This window comes from Haemophilus sp. SZY H35 (genome assembly GCF_018829705.1).
GTDB lineage: Bacteria > Pseudomonadota > Gammaproteobacteria > Enterobacterales > Pasteurellaceae > Haemophilus > Haemophilus haemolyticus_K.
The window spans coordinates 319,450-341,608 of sequence record NZ_JAHKJZ010000001.1 but is presented as its reverse complement, the minus strand read 5'-3'; the positions used below and the strand labels follow the sequence as shown (position 1 = coordinate 341,608).

General features: G+C 35.6%; 22 protein-coding genes and 1 riboswitch. Of the genes, 15 read left to right on the top strand and 7 right to left on the bottom strand.

Features of this window, described 5'->3' with window-relative positions; genetic code table 11:
• The first annotated feature begins 56 nt into the window (after window positions 1-56).
• From lsgA to KP710_RS01525, 7 genes are read left to right on the top strand one after another with little or no spacing between them, the layout of a single operon-like run.
• Window positions 57-1,262 carry a lipooligosaccharide flippase LsgA gene (gene lsgA / locus KP710_RS01555; RefSeq protein WP_111407327.1) on the top strand — a complete coding sequence of 402 codons (1,206 nt, stop codon included), beginning with the start codon at window positions 57-59 and terminating at the stop codon, window positions 1,260-1,262.
• Window positions 1,259-2,173, top strand: coding sequence for a lipooligosaccharide biosynthesis sialyltransferase LsgB (gene lsgB / locus KP710_RS01550; RefSeq protein ID WP_111407328.1), 915 nt, complete (start codon window positions 1,259-1,261; stop codon window positions 2,171-2,173). The genes lsgA and lsgB overlap by 4 nt, the downstream gene beginning before the upstream one ends.
• Before the next feature lies 1 nt (window position 2,174).
• A complete protein-coding gene (lsgC, locus tag KP710_RS01545; RefSeq protein WP_111407329.1) occupies window positions 2,175-3,236 on the top strand; it encodes a lipooligosaccharide biosynthesis family 4 glycosyltransferase LsgC in 1,062 nt (353 codons plus the stop codon).
• 11 nt (window positions 3,237-3,247) lie between these two features.
• Window positions 3,248-4,021, top strand: coding sequence for a lipooligosaccharide biosynthesis galactosyltransferase LsgD (gene lsgD, locus KP710_RS01540; RefSeq protein WP_111407330.1), 774 nt, complete (start codon window positions 3,248-3,250; stop codon window positions 4,019-4,021).
• A gap of 11 nt (window positions 4,022-4,032) precedes the next feature.
• Window positions 4,033-4,914, top strand: a complete 882-nt coding sequence (lsgE, locus tag KP710_RS01535) for a lipooligosaccharide biosynthesis N-acetyl-glucosamine transferase LsgE (RefSeq protein WP_111407331.1) — start codon at window positions 4,033-4,035, stop codon at window positions 4,912-4,914.
• Window positions 4,915-4,923: 9 nt separating this feature from the next.
• A complete protein-coding gene (gene lsgF, locus KP710_RS01530) occupies window positions 4,924-5,727 on the top strand; it encodes a lipooligosaccharide biosynthesis galactosyltransferase LsgF (RefSeq protein ID WP_165818720.1) in 804 nt (267 codons plus the stop codon).
• A gap of 8 nt (window positions 5,728-5,735) precedes the next feature.
• Complete coding sequence (locus KP710_RS01525) at window positions 5,736-6,830, top strand: lytic murein transglycosylase (protein ID WP_111407332.1); 1,095 nt, start codon at window positions 5,736-5,738, stop codon at window positions 6,828-6,830.
• Window positions 6,831-6,870: 40 nt separating this feature from the next.
• Here the strand turns inward: KP710_RS01525 and aroA are convergent, their stop codons facing one another.
• From aroA to KP710_RS01510, 3 genes are all read right to left on the bottom strand, one after another.
• Entirely contained in the window at window positions 6,871-8,169 is a 1,299-nt protein-coding gene (aroA, locus tag KP710_RS01520) for a 3-phosphoshikimate 1-carboxyvinyltransferase (protein WP_111407333.1), read from the bottom strand.
• Window positions 8,169-9,005: a formyltetrahydrofolate deformylase gene (gene purU, locus KP710_RS01515; RefSeq protein WP_111407334.1), complete on the bottom strand. Its 837-nt coding sequence runs from the start codon at window positions 9,003-9,005 to the stop codon at window positions 8,169-8,171. Before purU ends, aroA begins: the two co-directional genes overlap by 1 nt.
• Before the next feature lie 70 nt (window positions 9,006-9,075).
• Window positions 9,076-9,480 (bottom strand): H-NS histone family protein, encoded by a 405-nt coding sequence (locus KP710_RS01510; protein WP_111407335.1) that lies wholly within the window; start codon window positions 9,478-9,480, stop codon window positions 9,076-9,078.
• 224 nt (window positions 9,481-9,704) lie between these two features.
• Window positions 9,705-9,881, top strand: a riboswitch (Lysine riboswitch).
• A 57-nt stretch (window positions 9,882-9,938) separates the two neighbouring features.
• Here KP710_RS01510 and KP710_RS01505 point away from each other — a divergent pair.
• The 3 genes from KP710_RS01505 to ilvN all read left to right on the top strand — a co-directional run bounded on the left by KP710_RS01505 (window position 9,939) and on the right by ilvN (window position 13,939).
• Window positions 9,939-11,459, top strand: coding sequence for a Na+/H+ antiporter NhaC family protein (locus tag KP710_RS01505; RefSeq protein WP_129587483.1), 1,521 nt, complete (start codon window positions 9,939-9,941; stop codon window positions 11,457-11,459).
• A gap of 267 nt (window positions 11,460-11,726) precedes the next feature.
• Window positions 11,727-13,448, top strand: a complete 1,722-nt coding sequence (locus KP710_RS01500; RefSeq protein WP_065264739.1) for an acetolactate synthase 3 large subunit — start codon at window positions 11,727-11,729, stop codon at window positions 13,446-13,448.
• A complete protein-coding gene (gene ilvN, locus KP710_RS01495) occupies window positions 13,448-13,939 on the top strand; it encodes an acetolactate synthase small subunit (protein ID WP_048952595.1) in 492 nt (163 codons plus the stop codon). The genes KP710_RS01500 and ilvN overlap by 1 nt, the downstream gene beginning before the upstream one ends.
• Before the next feature lie 49 nt (window positions 13,940-13,988).
• Here the strand turns inward: ilvN and cmoB are convergent, their stop codons facing one another.
• Both cmoB and putP read right to left on the bottom strand, forming a co-directional pair.
• Window positions 13,989-14,954 carry a tRNA 5-methoxyuridine(34)/uridine 5-oxyacetic acid(34) synthase CmoB gene (cmoB, locus tag KP710_RS01490; RefSeq protein WP_111407336.1) on the bottom strand — a complete coding sequence of 322 codons (966 nt, stop codon included), beginning with the start codon at window positions 14,952-14,954 and terminating at the stop codon, window positions 13,989-13,991.
• A complete protein-coding gene (gene putP / locus KP710_RS01485; protein ID WP_111407337.1) occupies window positions 14,951-16,465 on the bottom strand; it encodes a sodium/proline symporter PutP in 1,515 nt (504 codons plus the stop codon). Before putP ends, cmoB begins: the two co-directional genes overlap by 4 nt.
• Window positions 16,466-16,580: 115 nt before the next feature.
• On the opposite strand from putP, the gene rng reads away from it, so the two are divergent.
• Window positions 16,581-18,056 (top strand): ribonuclease G, encoded by a 1,476-nt coding sequence (gene rng / locus KP710_RS01480; RefSeq protein ID WP_046950290.1) that lies wholly within the window; start codon window positions 16,581-16,583, stop codon window positions 18,054-18,056.
• A gap of 66 nt (window positions 18,057-18,122) precedes the next feature.
• On the opposite strand, the gene KP710_RS01475 is transcribed toward rng, so the two are convergent.
• The gene (locus tag KP710_RS01475; RefSeq protein WP_111407338.1) at window positions 18,123-18,458 is read right to left on the bottom strand and encodes a hypothetical protein; all 336 of its coding nucleotides are present in this window, start codon (window positions 18,456-18,458) and stop codon (window positions 18,123-18,125) included.
• A gap of 110 nt (window positions 18,459-18,568) precedes the next feature.
• Between KP710_RS01475 and KP710_RS01470 the strand changes: the two genes are divergently transcribed.
• On the top strand, window positions 18,569-19,114 hold the full coding sequence (locus KP710_RS01470) for a sigma-70 family RNA polymerase sigma factor (protein WP_111407339.1): 546 nt from the start codon (window positions 18,569-18,571) through the stop codon (window positions 19,112-19,114).
• 9 nt (window positions 19,115-19,123) lie between these two features.
• Window positions 19,124-19,297, top strand: a complete 174-nt coding sequence (locus KP710_RS01465) for a zf-HC2 domain-containing protein (protein WP_111407340.1) — start codon at window positions 19,124-19,126, stop codon at window positions 19,295-19,297.
• Between the two features lie 102 nt (window positions 19,298-19,399).
• On the opposite strand, the gene KP710_RS01460 is transcribed toward KP710_RS01465, so the two are convergent.
• The gene (locus KP710_RS01460) at window positions 19,400-20,263 is read right to left on the bottom strand and encodes a DMT family transporter (RefSeq protein WP_111407341.1); all 864 of its coding nucleotides are present in this window, start codon (window positions 20,261-20,263) and stop codon (window positions 19,400-19,402) included.
• A gap of 166 nt (window positions 20,264-20,429) precedes the next feature.
• On the opposite strand from KP710_RS01460, the gene msrAB reads away from it, so the two are divergent.
• A complete protein-coding gene (gene msrAB, locus KP710_RS01455) occupies window positions 20,430-21,488 on the top strand; it encodes a bifunctional peptide-methionine (S)-S-oxide reductase MsrA/peptide-methionine (R)-S-oxide reductase MsrB (protein ID WP_111407342.1) in 1,059 nt (352 codons plus the stop codon).
• Between the two features lie 11 nt (window positions 21,489-21,499).
• Complete coding sequence (locus tag KP710_RS01450) at window positions 21,500-22,141, top strand: cytochrome c biogenesis protein CcdA (RefSeq protein WP_005628783.1); 642 nt, start codon at window positions 21,500-21,502, stop codon at window positions 22,139-22,141.
• The last annotated feature ends 18 nt before the right edge of the window (window positions 22,142-22,159 follow it).

The window sequence follows — 22,159 nt, the reverse complement described above, 5'->3', positions numbered from 1 at the left end:
GCCCCTTATTTTTTGATAAACAAACGCTCGAATTCACAAAAAGTGCGGTTATATTTATGAAAGTTTTTAAAGACAGTGTCATTTACCTTGTTGGGGAATTATCGTCAAAGTTAGTTCCTTTTTTACTTTTGCCTTATTTATCGCGTAAATTGGGCGTAGAAGGGTATGGCTCACTTTCTTATTATCAAACTTTTTTAAGTTTATTTTTAATTGTGGTTTCTTTAACTCAAGAAGGCGCAATTTCCCGTTATTTTTATTTTTACGGAAAACGTTCATTAAATTTAGTGGTGAATACCGGCTATGCTTATACCACGATAATTGGCTGCATTATTTTAATGGGTTGTTGGATTGCTCAGTCTGAAATATTATTTTACGCTGCACTTTCCTCAATTTTTCAATCTTTCTTAAATGTTCAGTTAAGTGTAAGACAATGCCAGAAAAAGGCTTGGTCTTATGCTTTTATTCAATTTTCACTCACTGTTACTGGTGCGGTATTTACCGTCGCATTACTCGAGTATTATCAAAATGATCTTGTTGAAAAAAGAATTTTGGCTATTTTGTTGAGTAATTTAGTCGTTTGGTTTTTTTCTTATTTTCTTTACAGAAAGAGTGCAACATCTAAAAAATATCAATTTAAACATTATCAATCTGCATTATTTTATATTTTAGGATTTGGATTACCGCTTATTTTGCATCATGCGAGCTTTTTCTTAAAAGGGCAGTTAGACCGTATTTTTATTTATCACAAATTCAGTGAAACAGATTTAGGGCTTTATGCCATGGGTGCTCAACTTGCTTTGGTAGTTTCTATTGCGATTCAAGCACTTAATAAAGCGATTATTCCCTATTTTTATGAAGCCTTAAAACAAAAAAAATTAGTAGTTCAACAGCTGCATAAATGGGCGCTATTTTCCTTTTTGCTGATACCTATTCCCGCTTTAGTCATAGGGATTATTCCTGAAGATGTGCTAGTTTGGATTTTAGGTAGCCAATTTGTAGGAACGAAATATTATTTTATTTTATTTTTAATTTCGACCACATTAAGTATTCCTTATTTGATTTTAGTTAATTATCTTTTCTATTATGGAAAAAATAAACTTATTTCCCAATGTTCGGTTTTATCTACAATCATTTATGTAGCAAGCCTTGTAGTTTTAACTTTTACAGAAATTAAATATATCCCTTATGCTGGAATTATTGGTTCGCTTTCCATTATTCCTATTCTTTATTTTATGACATCTAAAGTGAGTAAAACCCTATGAATCTCATTCTTTGTTGCACACCATTGCAAGTATTAATTGCGAGAAAAATCATTGAATTACATCCTAACGAGCAATTCTTTGGCGTCATGTTTGGTGGCGTATGGGATAAAAAAAGAACCTTGTATGCGAGTAAATTAGCAGAAGTTTGTAATGATTCGATCAACATTGATACGGGAAAGGATCTAAAAGGTTTCGATTCTCTCAAGTTAATGCGCCAGCTTAAGAATAAAATTACGCACAAAGGTTTTGATAAGGTTTTTCTCGCCAATCTTAATTCATTATGGCTACAAACTTATCTTAGTCATGTTTCATTTAAAGAGCTTTATACCTTTGATGATGGCTCAGATAATATTTTCCCACACCCCAATTTATTGAGAGAACCTGACACATTTAAATATAAACTGATTAAAGCTTTTATTGGCGATAAATATAATGTGCATAAATTATTTAACAAAATAAAAAAACATTATACGGTTTATCCTAGTTACAGAAATATTGTTCCCAATATTGAACCCATTTCCTTATGGGATAATAAAGTCAATTGTGATATAGATGGCGAAGTTTCATTTTTTATTGGACAACCCTTGTTAAATACAAAAGAGGAAAATATCTCATTAATAAAAAAATTAAAAGATCAGATTCCTTTTGACTATTATTTCCCTCATCCTGCAGAAGATTACCGAGTAGATGGGGTAAATTATGTTGAATCAGAACTCATTTTTGAAGATTACGTATTTAAGAATTTAGCAGATAAAAAAGTGATTATTTACACGTTCTTCAGTTCAGTTGCGTTTAATTTATTAAGTCATCCTAATGTAGAAATTCGTTTTATTAGAACGAGTATTCCAAGATGGCAATTTTGTTATGATTCATTCCCAGAACTTGGATTAACGATTTATAAGGAAATTTAAGATGAAAAAAATTGGTTTCTTTATTATGAATATCGAAAGTGCGGGTGGAACAGAGCGCGTTTCCATTAATGTTGCTAATGCTCTTGCTAAACAGGGATATGATGTTTCTTTTATTAGCATTGGCGGTAATAAGCCTTTTTTCCAAGTCGATGAAAAAATTAATATTTACGCAATGAATAAATTGCCCTATTCATTGAAAAAAGATTATTTTTCTATCACAAAAAAATTAAGAGAATTGGTTAAAGAATTGCAGCTGGATACTTTAATTGTGGTTGATGGTGCGATAATGCTCTTTTCTGCTTTGGCGTTGGTCAATGTAAATGTAAAGCATATTTTATGGGAGCATTATTCTTTTAACTTTACTGGCAATCGTCTAGTTCGCACTCTCGGTAAATATTTAGCTTCAACAAGATGTGATAAAGTCGTCACATTAACCGAGTCAGAAAAAACGCTGTGGCAAGAAAAATTTAAAACGAACAATATAATCAGTATAGCTAACCCAAATACTCTTTTGCCAAAGAATAAATTAGCAAAATGGGAAAATAAAACTATTTTATCTGTAGGGCATTTATTTTCTTATAAAGGTTTTGATTATTTATTAAAAGCCTGGCAAGTTTTAGCAAAAAATCACCCAGATTGGAATTTAAAAATAGTGGGGTCGGGTGAGGAAGAACAGAATTTAAAAAATCTTGCTAAAGCGTTAGGTATTGAAGATTCAGTTAATTTTATTCCTCGTACCAATGATGTCGCTTTTTATTATGAAAGCAGTTCAATTTATTGTTTACCTTCACAAACAGAAGGCTTGCCTTTAGTTGTTATTGAATCGATGGCATTTGGTTTGCCTATTGTTGCCTTTAATTGTTCTCCGGGTGTAAATCAATTAGTGGAGCATAAAGAAAATGGTTTTCTTTGTGAAAAAAATAATATTGAAGAAATGGTTAATAGTTTGGATTTATTAATGAATAATCCTGAACTTTATCAACAGATGTCAGACAAATCTCGTTTAATGAGTGAAGATTATGGCATTGAGAAAATTATTGAAGAATGGAAAGCGATTTTATAAGGAATAATTTTATGTTAAAAAAATATTTGATCTCTTTAGATAAAGATATTCAACGTCGGGAATTATTCTTTTCTCAAAAAAATACTGAGGATTTCCAAGTGTTTTCTGCTATTAATACCATGCAAAAAGATTGGGATGAATTAGCCTCTATTTTTAATATTGAACAATTTAAAGCACATTATGGCCGTAATGTCACTAAGGGTGAAATAGGCTGTACATTAAGCCATCTTTCTGTGTACCAAAAAATTGTTGAAGACAATGACATCGATGAAGATAGCTATGCGTTAGTCTGTGAAGATGACGCTTTATTCCACTCAGATTTTCAGCAAAATTTAACCGCGCTTTTATCAGAAAAACTTGAGTCTGAAATTATATTGGTTGGACAGTCCAAAATTAATGATTTCAATGATTTTGATTTAGAAATTAATTATCCGACAACTTTTTCTTTTCTATGCAAAAAAACAGGCAATGTAAATTACGCTTTCCCTTATAAAAGTTATTTTGCCGGCACGGTGGGTTATCTTATTAAAAAATCTGCTGCAAGAAGATTTATCCAGCAAATTTCTCAAAATAAACCATTTTGGTTGGCGGATGATTTTTTACTCTTTGAACAGGATTTTAATATAAGAAATAAAGTGGTTCGCCCTCTCATGGTAATTGAAAATCCTGTATTGATAAGCAATTTAGAAAGTATTCGTGGATCTTTATCCAATAATTTGTTTAAAAAATTAATGAAATATCCATTGAAAAAAATTTTTGCGATTAAGAAAAATTTGGCTAATTAAAGGAAGGAATTATGTTAAGCATTATTGTGCCTTCTTATAATCGAAAAGCAGAAGTGCCAGCTTTATTAGAAAGTTTAGCTCAACAAACATCGACTCATTTTGAAGTGATTATTGTGGATGATTGCTCAAAAGAAAAAGTCGTCGTTGAGCAACGCTATTCTTTCCCAGTTACAGTGATTCGTAATGAAACGAATCAAGGTGCAGCGGAAAGTCGCAATATTGGTGCACGTGCATCAAAGGGAGATTGGTTGCTTTTTCTCGATGATGATGATCGATTTATGCCGGAAAAATGTGAAAAAGTACTACAAGTGATTGAGCAAAATCCAAATATTAATTTTATTTATCATCCAGCTAAGTGTGAAATGGTCAATGAAGGGTTTACTTATGTGACTCAACCGATTGAACCCCAAGAAATCTCGACAGAACGTATTTTATTAGCCAATAAGATTGGTGGTATGCCAATGGTTGCGATTAAAAAAGAGATGTTTTTAAAAATAGGTGGATTATCCACCGCACTTCGTTCTTTGGAAGACTATGATTTCTTATTAAAACTGCTACAAGAGCCGAGTTTTACCCCTTATAAAATTAATGAGCCACTGACTTATTGTACTTTCCATACTAAACGTTCAAGTGTGTCTACGGATACTACTAATACGCAAAAAGCGATTGACTATATTCGCGAGCATTATGTGAAAACGGTAGAGCAAGCTCATAATTTTGATATTAACGCGAGCTATATTTTGGCTTATCCCCATATCATGAATTTATCGCGTAAAGCAGCAAAATATTATTTTGATCTTTTTAAGAAAACAAAAAGCATTAAGCAATTCATTATTACGTTGGTTATTTTAATTTCGCCAAAATTAGCCATCAATTTAAAACGGTTTATGTAGGAAAATAAAATGAAATTTTCAGTCCTAATGTCCTTATATATTAAGGAAAATCCTCAATTCTTGCGGGAGTGTTTTGAAAGTCTTGTTGCACAAACTCGTCAAGCAGATGAAATTGTATTGGTTTTTGATGGTGCAGTAACACCAGAATTAGAATCTGTTGTGACGGAGTTTGAAACAAAACTGCCATTAACATTAGTTAAATTGCCGCAAAATCTAGGCTTAGGCAAAGCCTTAAATGAAGGTTTATTGCATTGTGCTTATGATTGGGTTTTCCGTATGGATACCGATGATATTTGCGTGCCTAATCGTTTTGAAAAGCAAGTGGCATTTATTGAACAGCATCCTGAAACCATTATTTTTGGCGGACAAATTGCTGAATTTGGTGAAAATGTAAATGATATTGTGGCATATCGTAATGTGCCAACATCGGGTCAAGAAATTATCAAATTCACGCAAAAACGTTGTCCATTTAATCATATGACGGTGGCATATCAAAAAAGTGCGGTCATTAATTGTGGTGGATATGAAGATCTTCAAGAAGATTATTATTTGTGGATCAAACTTGTCGCACAAGGTTTATATGTGGCGAATTTGCCTGATATTTTAGTTTATGCACGAGTAGGAAATGGCATGGTGAGTCGTCGCCGTGGAGTCAATCAAGCCAAAGCAGAATGGCGTTTGTTCAAATTAAAATATCGTTTGGGAATTCAAGGATTGTTATCTGGATTATTTACTTTCGCATTGCGTTTTGGTTCTCGTTTATTGCCAACCTCGTTATTGAAGAACCTTTATCAAATTTTTTTACGTAAATAGGAAATACGATGAAATTAAATATTTTATTTAAAATTTCTGCATTATCCACCGCACTTTTTTTAGTTGGTTGTTCTAGTTCATCTGATATTAAGCCAGTGGTCAATAGCACCAGTTATACTAAGCAAAGAACGCCAGAAAATTTTAATGATTATGTTCAATTTTTAAAAGGTAAAGCTGCTGCTGAAGGTGTGTCATTATCGGTATTAAATGCTCAAAATAATATTCTCTATATGCAAAAGGCAGTGGATTTAGATCGTGAACAAGCCGGTAAAATTCGTAAAAGAGATCCTAATTCCCCTCCAGTGGCTAATCCGAATGGCACGAGCAATTATCTCAATAGAGTGCTAACTCAAAATAAAGTGAATGTCGCGGTTGAGCGTTATTGGGAAGTACAAGCACCATTGCAAAAAGCAAGCCAAAAATATGGTGTTCAGCAGGAGTATTTGCTTGCGTTATGGGGAATGGAAAGTAGTTTCGGGCATTATCAAGGCAAATATGATGTACTTTCTGCAGTAGCAACCTTGGCTTTTGAAGGTCGTAGAGAAAAATTATTTACGAAAGAATTTATCTCAGCCATGAAAATGCTTGAAAAAGATCATATTCAACGTGAACGTATGTTAGGTTCGTGGGCGGGCGCGATGGGACAAACTCAGTTTATGCCAAGCACTTTCTTACGTTATGCAGCTGATGGAAATAATGATAGTGTAAAAGATATTTGGAAAAACCAGTTTGATACTTTCGCTTCTATCGCAAATTATTTGCATACAGTAGGCTGGGATAATAGTTTGCCTTGGGGCGTAGAGGTGATGCTTACGCAACCTATTGATTTGAGTTATTCTGGTACAGAAAGTAATAAAGCTCGCTCTTTAAAAGATTGGCAAGCGATGGGGCTAATTTTAAAAAGCGCCAATCCACAGGAGCAAGCCAAGTTAAGTACACTTGAAAATGCTCAGCTTTGGTTAGTTCGCCCTGATCGTGAAGCGGGCAGAGCGTTTTTAGTTTCAAATAATTTCCGTACTATTTTGGATTGGAATAAATCTAATTATTTTGCGTTGAGCATCGGCATGTTTGCTGAACGGATTAAAGATAATGTAGGATTATAATGCACGAAAAGTGCGGTCATATTTTTAGCCGCACTTCAAGTTAGTTTCTTATACAAATTTTTTCAAATTCATAGAAGAATTTCGGAAATGTTTTGCTTGTACACTTAGGATCAAGTATTGAGACTGATGTATTTGAAAGTGCAATTAACGAAAAGCACATTGCCATGCGGTGATCGTTATAAGTCTCAATATCAGCATGTTTAAACTGATTGAATGCAAGCGGTTGAATACGAATAAAATCTTCGCCTTCTTCGACTTCTGCACCAATTTTACGTAGCTCAGTTGCCATTGCTGTTAATCGATCTGTTTCTTTTACGCGCCAGTTATAAATATTTCTAATGACGGTTTCTCTATTGGCAAAAAGAGCAGTGGTTGCGATCGTCATTGCAGCATCAGGAATGTGGTTCATATCCATATCAATACCGTGTAATTCATCATGTTCGGCTTGAATAAAATTCTCTCCCCAAGTGATTTTTGCCCCCATTTTTTCTAATACATCAGCAAATAAACGATCGCCTTGAATTGAGTTTTTGCCAATTCCCGTTACTTTTACTTTTCCTTTAATGGCTCCAGCTGCGAGAAAGTAAGAGGCTGATGAGGCATCCCCTTCTACTAAATATTTACCCGGTGAAATATAGGACTGATTGCATTTTACGTGGAACTTTTGATAATCATGATTTTCAACATGAACACCAAAATCTTTCATCATTGAAAGGGTGATGTCAATATAAGGTTTAGAGACTAATTCACCTATAATTTCAATTTCTGTATCATTTTCTGCAAGTGGAGCAGACATTAAAAGTGCGGTTAAAAATTGGGATGAAATAGAACCATCAATTTTGAGTTTTCCCCCTTTTATCCCAGTGTTGCGAATTGCGAGCGGAGGATAACCTTCATTTTCTAAGTAGCGAATCTCTGCACCCGCTTGGTGTAATGCATCTACTAAATGTAGAATTGGCCGTTCTTTCATACGAGGTTCACCTGTTAAGATGATTTCCCCCATTTTTTGCCCCTTTAAACAAAGCGCGGCAGTTAGGGGACGCATTGCGGTTCCTGCATTGCCAAGGAAAAGAGAAAGTCCATCTTGAATATTAAATGAACCTCCTAAGCCTTCAATTTCGCAAATTGTTTTATCATCAGAAAGTTGATATTTCATGCCCAAGGAGCTGAATGCATTAAGCATATGGCGAATATCATCGCTATCTAATAAATTGGCTACTTTTGTTGTCCCTTTAGCTAAGGCAGCCAAAAGTAATGCTCGGTTTGATAAACTTTTAGAACCTGGTAAATTAATTGTTCCTTCAACCGCACTTATTGGAGAAAGGGTGATTTTTTCCATTACAGCACCACCGTTTTATTTTTATAAACAAAAATTTTATCGTGTAAAGCAAGATCAAGTGCGCGACTTAATACTGTTTTTTCTACATCACGACCAGCACGCATCATCGCTTCTGCGCTATAAGTATGATCCACATTAATGACATTTTGCATAATGATTGGACCTTGATCCAATTCATTATTAATGAAATGTGCTGTTGCACCGATAATTTTTACACCTCGTTCATAGGCTTGTTGATAAGGTTTGGCGCCAATGAAAGCAGGTAAAAATGAATGGTGGATATTAATCACTCGATTTGGATAACGAGCAACAAATTCGGGATTTAGTACACGCATATATTTAGCGAGAACAATATAATCTGGCATGTATTCATCAATTTTTTCAGCTAATAATTTGTCGTGCTCAATACGAGTTAAGCCTTCATGACTAACTAAATGAAATGGAATATTGAAGCGCTCAACGAGCTCGTGTAAATTATCATGGTTGCCGATTACTGCTGCAATTTCTACATCAAGCGCACCATAATAATTTTTCATTAAAATATCGCCAAGACAGTGAGCTTCCTTTGTGACTAAAATAACAATTCGTTTACGTTTTGCACCAATTAATCGACAATGTGTTCCTTCGGGTAAGCTATATTTTAGATCTTCTAATAAAGTAGCTTCGTTAAAAATACCTTCCAATTCTGTGCGCATAAAGAAATGTTTGGTTTCAAAATCTACAAATTCATTATTATGCAGAATATTTAGTTGATGTTTGTAACAAATGTTAGTTATTTTAGCTATTAGGCCTTTATCATCAGGACAATCGGTGAGTAATATTTTTTTTTCGATCATAATGTTGTGTGCTAGGTTTAGATGAAAAAATAGAACCCATAAAAATGGGTTCTAGTTTCAAATAGAAAAATTAAATTTCGAAATCAGATAATGATTTACCTGAATTTAATGCATTTTGAATTGGGCGAGGTGTTCGGCCTTGACCAGTCCATGTTTTACGCTCTCCATTTTCATCAATAAAGGCATATTTTGCTGGGCGAGGTGCACGTTTAACTCTAGGAGTAACAGATGATACATTAAAAATAGCTTGGAATTCTTCAGCCGTTATACCATCTTGTTCCATTAATTCTTTATATTTTGCAATACGCTCTTTGCGTTCTGCTTCAGACTTAATCAATTCCTCTTCAGCAATACGTTTTTCTTCAATTACAGTTTGTAGTTTTTCAAGCGCACTTTCTGCTTGTTCTAAAGTGAGTTCACGTACAGCAACACGTAAACTACGTAGATTCATTAATCCTTTTGTTAATTCATTCATTATAAACCTCATAGTAAAAATCAATGTTTGTTAATTTAAAATTAGCTCTATTAATAATAGAGAAAGTTAAAAAATTTGTAAATACTGAATTTATATAAATATATTAAAATTAAATTATGTTAATATTTTGTTTTAAAATTAAGGTGTATTTATCTAAATTTATTATAAAAATAATATTATTTTTGTTGGCAATGCAAGATTTTTAAGGTAATCTTGTTAGACACTACAAAAGTAGAGGTGCAATTATTATAAGTATTTTTTCTGAGTGGATAACGATGAAGAAAAAAGAAAGGAATGATTGCCGAAATTAGTTGAAAGTCATTTCAGCTAGTTGGTGGCGTACTTGAAAGGGGCGTCACTGTCATAGTTTTTTTGATTAACTATGGAGCGCTACGGTTGTTCTGGTCTTATTCTGTCCTTTGCTTTCCGTTCTCTCCATTAATTGTAGGTATCTCTTAATGGAACTTATCGATTTTTCATCCTCAGTTTGGTCAATCATCCCAGCTTTACTGGCGATTGTCTTGGCGATTGCAACTCGTCGTGTATTGGTGTCTCTCAGTGCAGGGATTATTGTTGGTGCGTTAATGTTAGGTGGCTGGAATATTGGCCCCTCTTTCAGTTATCTATCAAGCAACGTGATTTCACTTGTTTATGCTGATGGTGCAATTAACTCTAATATGAACATTGTCTTGTTCTTATTATTGCTTGGTGTTTTAACCGCACTTTTAACTGTATCAGGTAGTAATCGTGCGTTTGCTGAATGGGCACAAAGCCGTATTAAAGGTCGTCGTGGTGCTAAATTATTAGCTGCATCATTAGTTTTTGTTACTTTTATTGACGATTATTTCCACAGTCTTGCTGTAGGCGCAATTGCTCGTCCTGTGACAGATCGTTTTAAAGTTTCTCGTGCTAAACTTGCTTATATTTTGGATTCAACGGCAGCACCTATGTGTGTAATGATGCCTGTTTCAAGTTGGGGCGCATACATTATTACTTTAGTAGGCGGTTTATTAGCGACTTATTCCATCACTGAGTACACACCAATTGGCGCATTCGTGGCAATGAGTTCAATGAACTTCTATGCAATTTTCTCAATTATTATGGTGTTCTTTGTAGCATATTTTTCTTTCGATATTGCTTCAATGGCACGCCATGAAAAATTAGCTTTGGAAAATTCTGAAGATGAATTAGAAGAAGAAACGGGTGCAAAAGGTCACGTACGTAATCTCGTATTACCTATCTTAGTTTTAATTTTTTCAACGGTTACAATGATGATTTACACTGGTGCATCAGCATTAGCAGCGGATGGTAAAGAATTTAGCATTTTAGGTGCATTTGAAAATACGGTTGTTGGAACTTCTTTAGTTGTGGGTGGTACTTGCTCAATTCTAGTTTCTACTTTATTAATTATTATTGATCGTCAAGTAAGTGTCCCAGAATATGCACGTTCTTGGATCGTAGGTATTAAATCAATGTCTGGTGCAATTGCGATTTTATTCTTTGCGTGGACAATTAATAAAGTCGTTGGGGATATGCAAACTGGTAAATATTTATCTTCTCTTGTTTCTGGTAATATCCCAATGCAATTCTTACCTGTAATTTTATTTATTCTTGGTTCTGCAATGGCATTCTCAACAGGTACGAGCTGGGGGACATTCGGTATTATGTTACCAATTGCAGCGGCTATGGCTGCAAATGCTGCGCCAGAATTATTACTCCCTTGTTTATCAGCGGTAATGGCGGGAGCGGTATGTGGTGACCACTGTTCGCCAGTATCTGATACAACGATTTTATCTTCAACTGGTGCAAAATGTAACCATATGGATCATGTGACCACTCAGCTTCCTTATGCAGCGACAGTTGCAGCCGCAACGGCTATCGGTTACATCGTGGTAGGTTTCACTTATTCAGGTTTAGCAGGTTTTGTTGCGACAGCGGTTTCATTATTTTTAATCGTATTTGCAGTGAAAAAACGTTAAAAATGTGATCTAGTTCAAAAAACTGAATAAAAAATTAAATTTTGCTTAATTTATAAAATGCGACATATAGTCGCATTTTTTTTATTTAAAATTATTATTTTTTTATAATAATCTGAAATTTAGTTATTATTTAATTTTTTATTCTGTTTAAATGCTGTTTTTAGCTGTTATGTACACTAGACAAAAACTTTTTGCTTAGTATGATGTAAATAATTGATACAAAGCATGAGCACTTTTGAAAAGTGCGGTTCGTTTTAGGAGTAAAAGATGAAGAAGTTATCTGGCGCAGAGATGGTAGTTCAGTCTTTACGCGATGAAGGCGTAGAGTATTTATTTGGTTATCCTGGTGGAGCGGTATTAGATATTTATGATGCAATCCATACACTAGGTGGTATTGAACATATTTTAGTTCGCCATGAACAAGCGGCTGTTCACATGGCGGATGGTTATGCACGTTCAACAGGTAAGGTGGGATGTGTGTTAGTAACATCTGGCCCTGGAGCTACAAATGCAATCACTGGTATTTTAACGGCTTATACAGATTCTGTTCCTATGGTCATTATTTCTGGTCAGGTCATGAGTAATTTAATTGGCCGAGATGCATTCCAAGAATGTGATATGGTAGGGATTTCTCGCCCGGTTGTAAAACATAGTTTTATTGTGAAAAAAGCAGAAGATATTCCGGCGATACTAAAAAAAGCCTTTTATATTGCCTCAACTGGTCGTCCTGGTCCTGTTGTGGTGGATATTCCAAAGGATACAGTAAATCCTAATTTTAAATATCCGTATGAATATCCAAAATCTGTCGAGTTACGCTCTTATAATCCCACAGTAAATGGACATAAAGGCCAAATTAAAAAAGCATTAAAAGCACTTTTAGTGGCGAAAAAACCTGTGCTTTTCGTGGGCGGAGGGGCAATTTCAGCGGAGTGTAGTGAAGAATTAACAATTTTAGCACATCGTTTAAATTTACCTGTAACAGCCTCTCTAATGGGATTAGGCGCGTATCCAAGCACAGATAAACAATTCCTAGGAATGTTAGGGATGCACGGTACTTTCGAAGCCAATACGGCAATGCACGAAAGTGATCTTATTTTAGGGGTTGGTGTTCGTTTTGATGATCGTACAACAAATAACTTAGAAAAATATTGCCCAAATGCTAAAGTGATTCATATTGATATTGATCCAACCTCCATTTCTAAAAATGTTCCAGCGGCGATTCCAATTGTCGGAAATGCGAAAAATGTATTGGAAGAATTTCTGAGTTTATTGAATGAAGAGGGATTAAAATCTCAAACAGATCTTGAAAGTTGGTGGCAAGAAATCAACCAATGGAAAGCAAAAAAATGTTTGGAATTTGACCGCACTTCTGGCGTGATTAAACCGCAACAAGTCATGGAAGCGGTATATCGTCTTACTAAAGGACAGGCATATGTGGCTTCTGATGTAGGGCAACATCAAATGTTTGCAGCGTTACATTATCCATTTGATGAGCCTCGTCATTGGATTAACTCTGGTGGCGCTGGTACCATGGGATTTGGTTTGCCCGCTGCATTAGGCGTGAAATTGGCTCATCCGGAAGCAACGGTGGTTTGCGTTACTGGTGATGGAAGTATTCAAATGAATATTCAAGAGCTTTCTACTGCAACTCAGTATGGCATCCCTGTTGTTATTATTTGTTTGAACAATCATTTCTTAGGAATGGTAAAACAATGGCAAGATTTGATTTATTCTGGCCGCCACTCGCAAACCTATATGAATTCCTTGCCTGATTTTGTGAAATTGGCTGAATCTTACGGTCATGTTGGTATAAAAATTGCGACGCCAGATGAACTTGAAAGTAAATTGCAAGAAGCATTCAGTATTAAAAATAAATTAGTATTTGTAGATATTAATGTAGATGAATCTGAGCATGTGTATCCAATGCAAATTCGTGGTGGCGCAATGAATGAAATGATTTTAAGTAAACCTCAAGAGGAGACAAACTAATGCGTAGAATTTTATCTGTTTTACTCGAAAATGAGTCTGGTGCTTTATCTCGTGTTGTTGGTTTATTCTCCCAACGTGCATTTAATATTGAAAGTTTGACAGTTGCACCAACGGACGATCCTACATTGTCTCGTATGACGATAGAAGCTGTGGGAGATGAGCAGGTTTTAGAGCAAATCGAAAAGCAACTTCATAAATTAGTTGATGTATTTAAAGTGATTAATTTGAGTGAGCAAGAGCATGTAGAGCGTGAAATAGTTTTGGTTAAAGTAAGAGCGGTCGGTTCATCTCGTGATGAGATCAAACGTTTAGCGGATATTTTCCGTGGACAGATTGTAGATGTGACGCCAAAATCTTATACCGTTCAACTTAGCGGTACGAAAGATAAAATTGATGCTTTTATTAATGCATTAAAAGAGGAAGCAACATTGCTTGAAATAGTTCGTTCAGGATTAATTAGTTTATCTCGTGGTGAAAAGAATATCTTATAGTAGTAGGTAAAAATAAGGGGGATAATATCCCCCTTTTTTGATTGAAAGCTTATTTGTTCGCTAAAATGAGCGCTCTTTTCGGTGCTTGATAACCTTCAATGGTTTTACTGTGATCATTTGGATCTAAAAAATCAATCAAGCTTTCATTTTCTAGCCAATCAGTTTTACGTTGTTCTTCTAATGTAGTTGTCGCTACATCAACATAACGCACGTTAGTAAACCCAACTTTTTCTAGCCAGTTAATTAATGCGGTGACAGAGGGGATAAAATAAACATTTTTCATTTTCGCATAGCGATCTGCGGGTACAAGTATAGTATTTACATCGCCATCCACCACTAACGTTTCTAATACTAATTCACCACCTTTTACCAATTGATTTTTTAACTGGCTTAAATGATCTAATGGGGATTTACGATGATAGAGTACGCCCATTGAAAATACAGTGTCAAATGCCGCTAATGGTTGCATTTGCTCAATACCAAGCGGGATAAGATTTGCTCGACGATCATTATTAAGCAGCTTGCGTACTGCTTCAAATTGGCAAAGGAAAAGCTCTGTAGGATCAATCCCGACGACCATTTTTGCTCCTTCGCCTACCATTCTCCACATATGATAACCGCTGCCACAACCCACATCTAAAATAGTGCGACCTTGCAGTGGAGCTAAATGAGGAAGAACACGATCCCATTTAAAATCTGAACGCCATTCACAATCTACATGAATGCCGAAAAGATGATAAGGCCCTTTTCGCCATGGCATTAATTGTTTTAAATGATGGATAATTCGTTGTTTTTCACCTTCTGAAAGGGGAGACGTGCGGTCAGATTTCACCGCACTTTTGAGATCGATTTCATCAGCATGTAAATCAGGTAGGAAATCAACAATTTTGCTCCATTTCGCATAATCGCCATGAGTTTGAGTTTCCCATTCTTTTAATTGGAGTGGTAAGGTCTCTAACCAGTCTGATAAATTTGTGGTCGCAATTTGTTGATAAAAAGGGCGAAAGTCGATCATTTTGCTTCCTTATAGGCCTTCTCTGCTTTGTCAAAGGTATCTAGAACATTTTGTTCTGGTTTGCTAGACAGCAATGAGACAACAATAATTGCAAGGCTACCGAAAGCAAAACCAGGGATCATTTCATATACTTTAAACCAATCGGTATCAGCTGGAACAACTTCTTTCCATGCAAATACTGTCACTGCGCCTACAAGCATACCCGCCATCGCACCTGATGATGTCATTCGTTTCCAGAAAAGAGAGAAAAGTACAACAGGGCCAAATGCACTACCAAAACCAGCCCAAGCGAATTCGACAAGTTTTAATACTTTGCTGTTTTCATCTTGTGCGATCCAGATCGCAAGTGCGGCAATAACTAACACCATTATTCTTCCAAGCCATACGAGCTCTTTTTCAGATGAGTTAGGGTGAATAAAACCTTTGTAGAAATCTTCTGTAATTGAGCTAGATGAAATTAACAATTGCGCGCTTAATGTACTCATTACTGCAGCTAAAATAGCTGAAAGTAATATACCCGCGATCCAAGGATTAAACAAAAGTTTAGCAAGTTCAATAAACACTTGCTCTGGTTCGTTATTGACTGTGCCTGCAATGTTTGGATTAGCAAAGAAATAAGGAATCGCGAAGAAGCCAATACCAATTGCTCCACCTAAGCAAAGCACCATCCATGTCATACTAATGCGACGGGCTTTGATAAGTGATTTGACAGAATAAGCCGCCATAAAACGCGCTAAAATATGTGGTTGCCCAAAATATCCCAATCCCCAAGCGGCAAGGCTTAATAGACCAAGTGGCGTAGTGGCAGTAAATAAATCTGTAAAATCTTTATTGGCAGCTGCTTCAGCTTGCGCTAATACCGAGGAAAATTGAGCGGTATCGCCAATGCTTAATAACACAAAAATAGGCGTTAAAAGCAGCGCAAAAATCATAAGGGTTGCTTGAATGGTATCTGTCCAACTTACTGCTAAAAAACCACCAATAAAAGTGTAAAGAATAGTGGCTAATGCTCCATACCAAAGTGCGGTGGAATATTCGAGCGAAAATAAATTTTGGAATAATTTTGCACCTGCAACTACACCCGACGCACAATAAATAGTAAAAAACACTAAAATAATGGTGGCAGAAACAAGTTTTAATAATTTGTGTGATGAACCAAAACGATTGTGAAAATATTCTGGAAGAGTGAGGGCATTATTATTTAATTCAGTATAAACACGTAAACGACCAGCCACCAGAAGCCAGTTAAAATAAGCGCCAAGCGTTAAGCCGATAGCAATCCAGCCTTCAACTAAGCCTGATAAATATACCGCACCAGGCAAGCCCATTAAAAGCCAACCAGACATATCTGAAGCACCAGCAGACATTGCCGTGACAAAGCTGCCTAAACGACGTCCACCGAGAATGTAATCTGATAAATTATTCGTGTAATAATAGGCTAGTACGCCAATCAGCAACATCCCGAAAATATAAATAGTAAAAGTAACAAGAGTTGGGTCGAATCCAAACATTTAATAAGTCCAAAATGGGTTGAAAATTTCATAAAGGGTGCATTTTACCTTATTTCGGGCTATTATTCTATTTAGACTAAATATTTGATGAAATTTAAGAAATTAGGAATATAAAATGGATGCTGTAGAGTTATTGATGAACGTAACGCCTAACGAAACACGCATTGCGCTAGTAGAAACAGGAATGTTGCGCGAAGTGCATATTGAACGCCAAGCCAAACGAGGAATTGTCGGAAATATTTATAAAGGTCGTGTAACTCGAGTGCTACCGGGAATGCAGTCTGCTTTTGTTGATATTGGTTTGGAAAAAGCGGCTTTTTTACATGCTGCTGATATTGTATCCCACACGGAATGTGTAGATGAAAATGAACAAAAGCAATTTAAAGTTAAGAGCATTTCAGAATTAGTACGCGAAGGACAGGATATTGTTGTACAAGTGGTAAAAGATCCGCTAGGTACAAAAGGTGCACGTTTAACAACAGATATCACATTGCCATCGCGTCATCTTGTTTTTATGCCGGAAAATAGCCACGTAGGCGTCTCACAACGTATTGAAAGCGAAGAAGAACGCGCCCGTTTAAAAGCCTTGGTTGAACCATTTTGTGATGAACTCGGTGGTTTTATTATTCGTACCGCCACAGAAGGGGCAAGCGAAGAAGAATTACGTCAAGACGCTGAATTTTTAAAACGCTTATGGCGTAAAGTCTTAGAGCGTAAATCTAAGTATCCAACCAAATCAAAAATTTACGGCGAGCCAGCGCTTCCACAACGTATTTTGCGTGATTTTATCGGCACAAACTTAGAAAAAATTCGTATCGACTCTAAACTTTGCTTTGGCGAAGTGAAAGAATTTACCGATGAATTTATGCCTGAATTAAGCGATAAACTTGTTCTTTATTCTGGCAATCAACCTATATTTGATGTGTATGGGGTTGAAAATGCGATCCAAACAGCCTTAGATAAACGTGTTAATCTCAAATCAGGTGGCTATTTAATTATTGAGCAAACAGAGGCCATGACCACCATTGATATTAATACCGGTGCATTTGTGGGGCATCGTAATCTAGAAGAAACCATCTTCAATACCAATATTGAAGCAACTAAAGCTATTGCTCAGCAACTCCAACTACGTAATCTTGGTGGCATAATCATTATTGATTTTATTGATATGCAAACAGATGAACACCGCAATCGAGTATTAGAATCTTTATGTGATGCGCTTTCTAAAGATCGTGTGAAAACCAATGTGAATGGCTTTACGCAATTAGGTCTTGTGGAAATGACTCGTAAAAGAACCCGAGAAAGCCTTGAGCATGTGCTATGTGATGAATGTCCAACTTGCCATGGCCGCGGTCGGGTGAAAACGGTCGAGACAGTTTGCTACGAAATTATGCGTGAAATTATTCGGGTGTATCATTTATTCAGTAGTGAACAATTTGTTGTTTATGCCTCGCCAGCGGTTTCCGAATATCTTATTAATGAAGAATCTCACGGTTTGCTACCAGAAGTGGAAATGTTTATTGGCAAACGAGTGAAGGTGAAAACAGAACAGTTTTATAACCAAGAACAGTTTGATGTTGTGGTGATGTAAACTCCGATTTAACAAAGTGCGGTGAAAAATTTTGAGATTTTTTACCGCACTTTTACAGACAATTTTTTACATTTTTTCTTTTGTCATTTTCATTTTTTTATTTGATTTCATTTTTTTATTTGATTTCATCTTTTTATTTGATTTCATCTTTTTATCAGATTTCATTTTCATATCAGATTTCATGCCCATTTCATCAGACTTCATCATATTGTCAGATTTCATCATGTGGTCAGAGTGCATTTTCATATCATCTGATTCCATCATTTTTTTCATTGGGGTATTCATCATCGGTTCTGATTTCATTGGCATGGTATCAGATTTCATTTCTTCTGCATAAACGGTTGTCGCACCAAATAACATAGTCATACCTAAGATTGTGCTTTTTAATGTAATATTTTTCATTTTAAATTTCCTTGTTTGAGTGGTAAAAATAGTAGTGAAAGAAATTGTTTCTTTCATCTTATTAGACGAAACACTTTTTCATTTCTTACAAAAATTTTAAAGGAATTAAAATGAATGCTATTTCTGATACGGAACTACAACAAATTCGTACGCAGATGTTGAAATTTGCAATGTTACAGTTGCATCATGCTGACCTTGCTGAGGATTTAGTACAAGAAGCATTTTTAAGTGCATTTAACAATCTCGCGAATTTCAAGCATCAATCCGCTTTTAAAACTTGGGTTTTTGCCATTCTAAAAAATAAAATTATTGATTATCTTCGCCAGAAAGGACGCTTTGTATTAGAAAGTGAGATTGAAGATGAACAGTCAACTAATACATTTTTTGATGATACTGGGCATTGGAAAATAGAATATTATCCGAGCGAATTACAGGGCGAAGAGGAAACGGTGTATTCTGATGAGTTTTGGTTGATTTTCGAAACTTGCCTGACTTGTTTACCCGCTAAACATGCCAAAATTTTTATGATGAGAGAGTTTTTAGAATTGTCATCGGATGAAATTTGTCAAGAGGCTCAGCTTACCACATCCAACTTGCATACCACACTTTATCGGGCCCGTTTGCAGTTGCAAAATTGTTTATCAAAAAAACTTTAGGAGAAAATTATGCGTTGTATTCAAGCCACTCGAATAATTTCTGATTCTCATGAGCGACCATTAGAATTGCAAGAAAAAATGAGTTTAAAAATGCATTTGTTAACTTGCCCTCATTGCCGTCGTTTTCAACGAAATTGCAAAACCTTAAGTATGATGATGAAGAAATTTAAAGATTCACATTAGGAATTTTTGACGGAGTGAAAAACACCGTTATTTTTTACCGCACTTTATTGAGCCAGCTATAACCTAATTGTACAGAATTTCATATTCTTATAAATAAAGTGTTTATTTCTTCATTTTTGCCAATAAACTTACCGCTCCCACAATTACAACTGCGCCGAACCAAAAATAGAGGTTAGGCGTATGATGCCAAAAGAGCCAGTCGAAAACGCTAGAGAAAATGACACCAGTGAAAGCAAAAGGGGTAATAACGTTGGCTGGCGCATATCTGAAAGCGCGAGTGAGCAATAATTGGAAAATCAATCCAAATCCGCCCACCAATAGCAATAAACCAAGCTCGTATAAATTAGGGATTTTCCATTGATGAATAAAGAAGATCGGTAACATGAATGTACCAATCAGATGAAAATAAAATACGATATTTTTCGGTGTGTTGTATTTGTTTAATTCTTGTAAGCCAATAAATGCCATTCCTGCCAATATGGCACCAGATAATCCAATCAGCACATAAATAGGATCAACCTCGCCATTGTGATTGGTGAGTAAAATAATGGAAACGCCAAGAAAACCGATTAAGCTACACAAAAGTACATTAAGCGGTGTTTTTTGATGGAAAAAGAGCAATAAAATCGGGATAAATAGGGCAGAGGTATTCATCAATAAGACCGCGATGGAGAGAGGTAAGAACTTCACGACATAAAAGTTAATCAACATGCTCAATACACCCGCGGCATTCCGCAGGATTAAAAATTTCCATTGACGGGTATCTACTTTAAAATCGCGATCTTTAATCACAAAAGGCAGTAAGAAAAGAAAGCCGATTAAAAAGCGTGAAAATAAGGTTTCACTTGCAGGGATTGTTTGAGATGCAGTTTTGACAAATACATTCATCAAGGTAATGGAAAAGTACGCTGATACCATAAAACTAATCGCTTTGTGATAAAGCGAAGGAGTGGAATGTGATTGCATATAGATTTTTTTGCCTTAGAAAATAGCGTGTTTTAACCCTTTATTATTGATTATAACAATGAATTTTAGTCAATTTCTTTAAAAATTTTACAAAAATCTGTAAGAAATCGGATTGTCCGCCGTCTAACCTTATGTAACGTTAATTTTTACATCATAAGGAAAAACAATGAAACTATCAAAAACATTTCTATTTATTACCGCACTTTGTTGTGCAACACCAACTTTAGCAATACAAAATTCAACATCATCTGGAGAACAAAAAATGGCAATGGAAAATATGCAAAACATTCGTGAAATTTATCTTGCTGGTGGCTGTTTTTGGGGTATGGAAGCATATATGGAGCGTATTCACGGTGTGAAAGATGCGATTTCTGGCTATGCTAATGGTAATACGGAGAAAACTAGTTATCAGATGATTGGCGTAACCGATCATGCAGAAACGGTAAAAGTCACTTACGATGCAAATAAAATTTCACTCGATAAATTATTACAATATTATTTTAAAGTGATTGATCCAACCAGCGTAAATAAACAAGGCAACGATCGTGGCAGACAATATCGCACAGGGATTTATTATCAAGATGGGGCAGATAAAGCGGTGATCGAACAAGCGCTCGCTCAGCTTCAAACCAAATATAAAAAAACAGTGCAAATTGAGGTGCAACCGCTTAAAAATTACATCGTAGCGGAAGAATATCATCAGAATTATTTGAAGAAAAATCCAAATGGTTATTGCCATATTGATATTACCAAAGCAGATGAACCTGTGATTGACGAGAAAGATTATCCGAAACCGAGTGATGCAGAACTCAAAGCGAAATTAACACCATTGCAATATTCCGTTACTCAAAATAAACATACTGAACGCTCTTTTAGTAATGAATATTGGGATAATTTCCAACCGGGTATTTATGTTGATGTCACCACAGGTGAGCCTGTTTTTTCTTCAAATGATAAATTTGAATCGGGTTGTGGGTGGCCGAGTTTTACGAAACCAATAGCGAAAGAGGTGGTGCATTATCAAACCGACAACAGCTTCAATATGCAACGTACCGAGGTGTTAAGTCGTGCGGGCAATGCTCATTTAGGTCACGTATTTGATGACGGCCCGAAAGATAAAGGCGGTTTGCGCTATTGCATTAACAGCGCATCAATTAAATTTATTCCGTTAGCTGAAATGGAAAAAGCAGGATACGGATATTTGATTCAATCAATTAAAAAATAAGGAGATGCAGGATGTTAGATCAACAACTCCTTATTGGAACTGTATTTTTAGCTGGGCTTGCTTCTTTTCTTTCGCCTTGTATTTTCCCGATTATTCCAATTTATTTTGGTATTTTGAGTAAAGGCGGTAAAAAAGTCCTAAATACTTTTTTATTTATTTTAGGGCTTTCCCTTACATTTGTCAGTTTAGGCTTTAGTTTTGGTTTTTTAGGGAATATTTTATTTAGTAACACTACCCGCATTATCGCTGGCGTTATCGTGATTATTTTGGGTATTCATCAACTTGGCATTTTCAAAATTGGTTTGTTGGAACGCACGAAATTAGTGGAAATCAAAACATCAGGAAAATCGACCGCACTTGAGGCATTTGTGCTTGGTTTAACGTTTAGTCTTGGTTGGACACCTTGTATTGGCCCGATTTTGGCTTCCGTGTTAGCTTTATCAGGCGATGAAGGCTCTGCACTTTACGGTGCATCAATGATGTTTGTTTATGTACTTGGTTTAGCAACGCCTTTTGTGCTGTTTTCGTTTTTCTCTGATAGCTTGCTAAAACGTGCCAAAGGGTTAAATAAACACTTAGACAAATTTAAAATCGGTGGCGGAATTTTAATTATCGTGATGGGCATTTTATTGATTACGAATAATTTTTCGTAAGACATAACCTCAACAAAA

What these genes read in the sequence shown, in the direction of transcription:
- lsgA (WP_111407327.1), top strand. Translation starts at nt 57, where the DNA reads ATGAAAGTTTTTAAAGACAGTGTCATTTACCTTGTTGGGGAATTATCG.
- lsgB (WP_111407328.1), top strand. Translation starts at nt 1,259, where the DNA reads ATGAATCTCATTCTTTGTTGCACACCATTGCAAGTATTAATTGCGAGA.
- lsgC (WP_111407329.1), top strand. Translation starts at nt 2,175, where the DNA reads ATGAAAAAAATTGGTTTCTTTATTATGAATATCGAAAGTGCGGGTGGA.
- lsgD (WP_111407330.1), top strand. Translation starts at nt 3,248, where the DNA reads ATGTTAAAAAAATATTTGATCTCTTTAGATAAAGATATTCAACGTCGG.
- lsgE (WP_111407331.1), top strand. Translation starts at nt 4,033, where the DNA reads ATGTTAAGCATTATTGTGCCTTCTTATAATCGAAAAGCAGAAGTGCCA.
- lsgF (WP_165818720.1), top strand. Translation starts at nt 4,924, where the DNA reads ATGAAATTTTCAGTCCTAATGTCCTTATATATTAAGGAAAATCCTCAA.
- KP710_RS01525 (WP_111407332.1), top strand. Translation starts at nt 5,736, where the DNA reads ATGAAATTAAATATTTTATTTAAAATTTCTGCATTATCCACCGCACTT.
- aroA (WP_111407333.1), bottom strand. Translation starts at nt 8,169, where the DNA reads ATGGAAAAAATCACCCTTTCTCCAATAAGTGCGGTTGAAGGAACAATT.
- purU (WP_111407334.1), bottom strand. Translation starts at nt 9,005, where the DNA reads ATGATCGAAAAAAAAATATTACTCACCGATTGTCCTGATGATAAAGGC.
- KP710_RS01510 (WP_111407335.1), bottom strand. Translation starts at nt 9,480, where the DNA reads ATGAATGAATTAACAAAAGGATTAATGAATCTACGTAGTTTACGTGTT.
- KP710_RS01505 (WP_129587483.1), top strand. Translation starts at nt 9,939, where the DNA reads ATGGAACTTATCGATTTTTCATCCTCAGTTTGGTCAATCATCCCAGCT.
- KP710_RS01500 (WP_065264739.1), top strand. Translation starts at nt 11,727, where the DNA reads ATGAAGAAGTTATCTGGCGCAGAGATGGTAGTTCAGTCTTTACGCGAT.
- ilvN (WP_048952595.1), top strand. Translation starts at nt 13,448, where the DNA reads ATGCGTAGAATTTTATCTGTTTTACTCGAAAATGAGTCTGGTGCTTTA.
- cmoB (WP_111407336.1), bottom strand. Translation starts at nt 14,954, where the DNA reads ATGATCGACTTTCGCCCTTTTTATCAACAAATTGCGACCACAAATTTA.
- putP (WP_111407337.1), bottom strand. Translation starts at nt 16,465, where the DNA reads ATGTTTGGATTCGACCCAACTCTTGTTACTTTTACTATTTATATTTTC.
- rng (WP_046950290.1), top strand. Translation starts at nt 16,581, where the DNA reads ATGGATGCTGTAGAGTTATTGATGAACGTAACGCCTAACGAAACACGC.
- KP710_RS01475 (WP_111407338.1), bottom strand. Translation starts at nt 18,458, where the DNA reads ATGAAAAATATTACATTAAAAAGCACAATCTTAGGTATGACTATGTTA.
- KP710_RS01470 (WP_111407339.1), top strand. Translation starts at nt 18,569, where the DNA reads ATGAATGCTATTTCTGATACGGAACTACAACAAATTCGTACGCAGATG.
- KP710_RS01465 (WP_111407340.1), top strand. Translation starts at nt 19,124, where the DNA reads ATGCGTTGTATTCAAGCCACTCGAATAATTTCTGATTCTCATGAGCGA.
- KP710_RS01460 (WP_111407341.1), bottom strand. Translation starts at nt 20,263, where the DNA reads ATGCAATCACATTCCACTCCTTCGCTTTATCACAAAGCGATTAGTTTT.
- msrAB (WP_111407342.1), top strand. Translation starts at nt 20,430, where the DNA reads ATGAAACTATCAAAAACATTTCTATTTATTACCGCACTTTGTTGTGCA.
- KP710_RS01450 (WP_005628783.1), top strand. Translation starts at nt 21,500, where the DNA reads ATGTTAGATCAACAACTCCTTATTGGAACTGTATTTTTAGCTGGGCTT.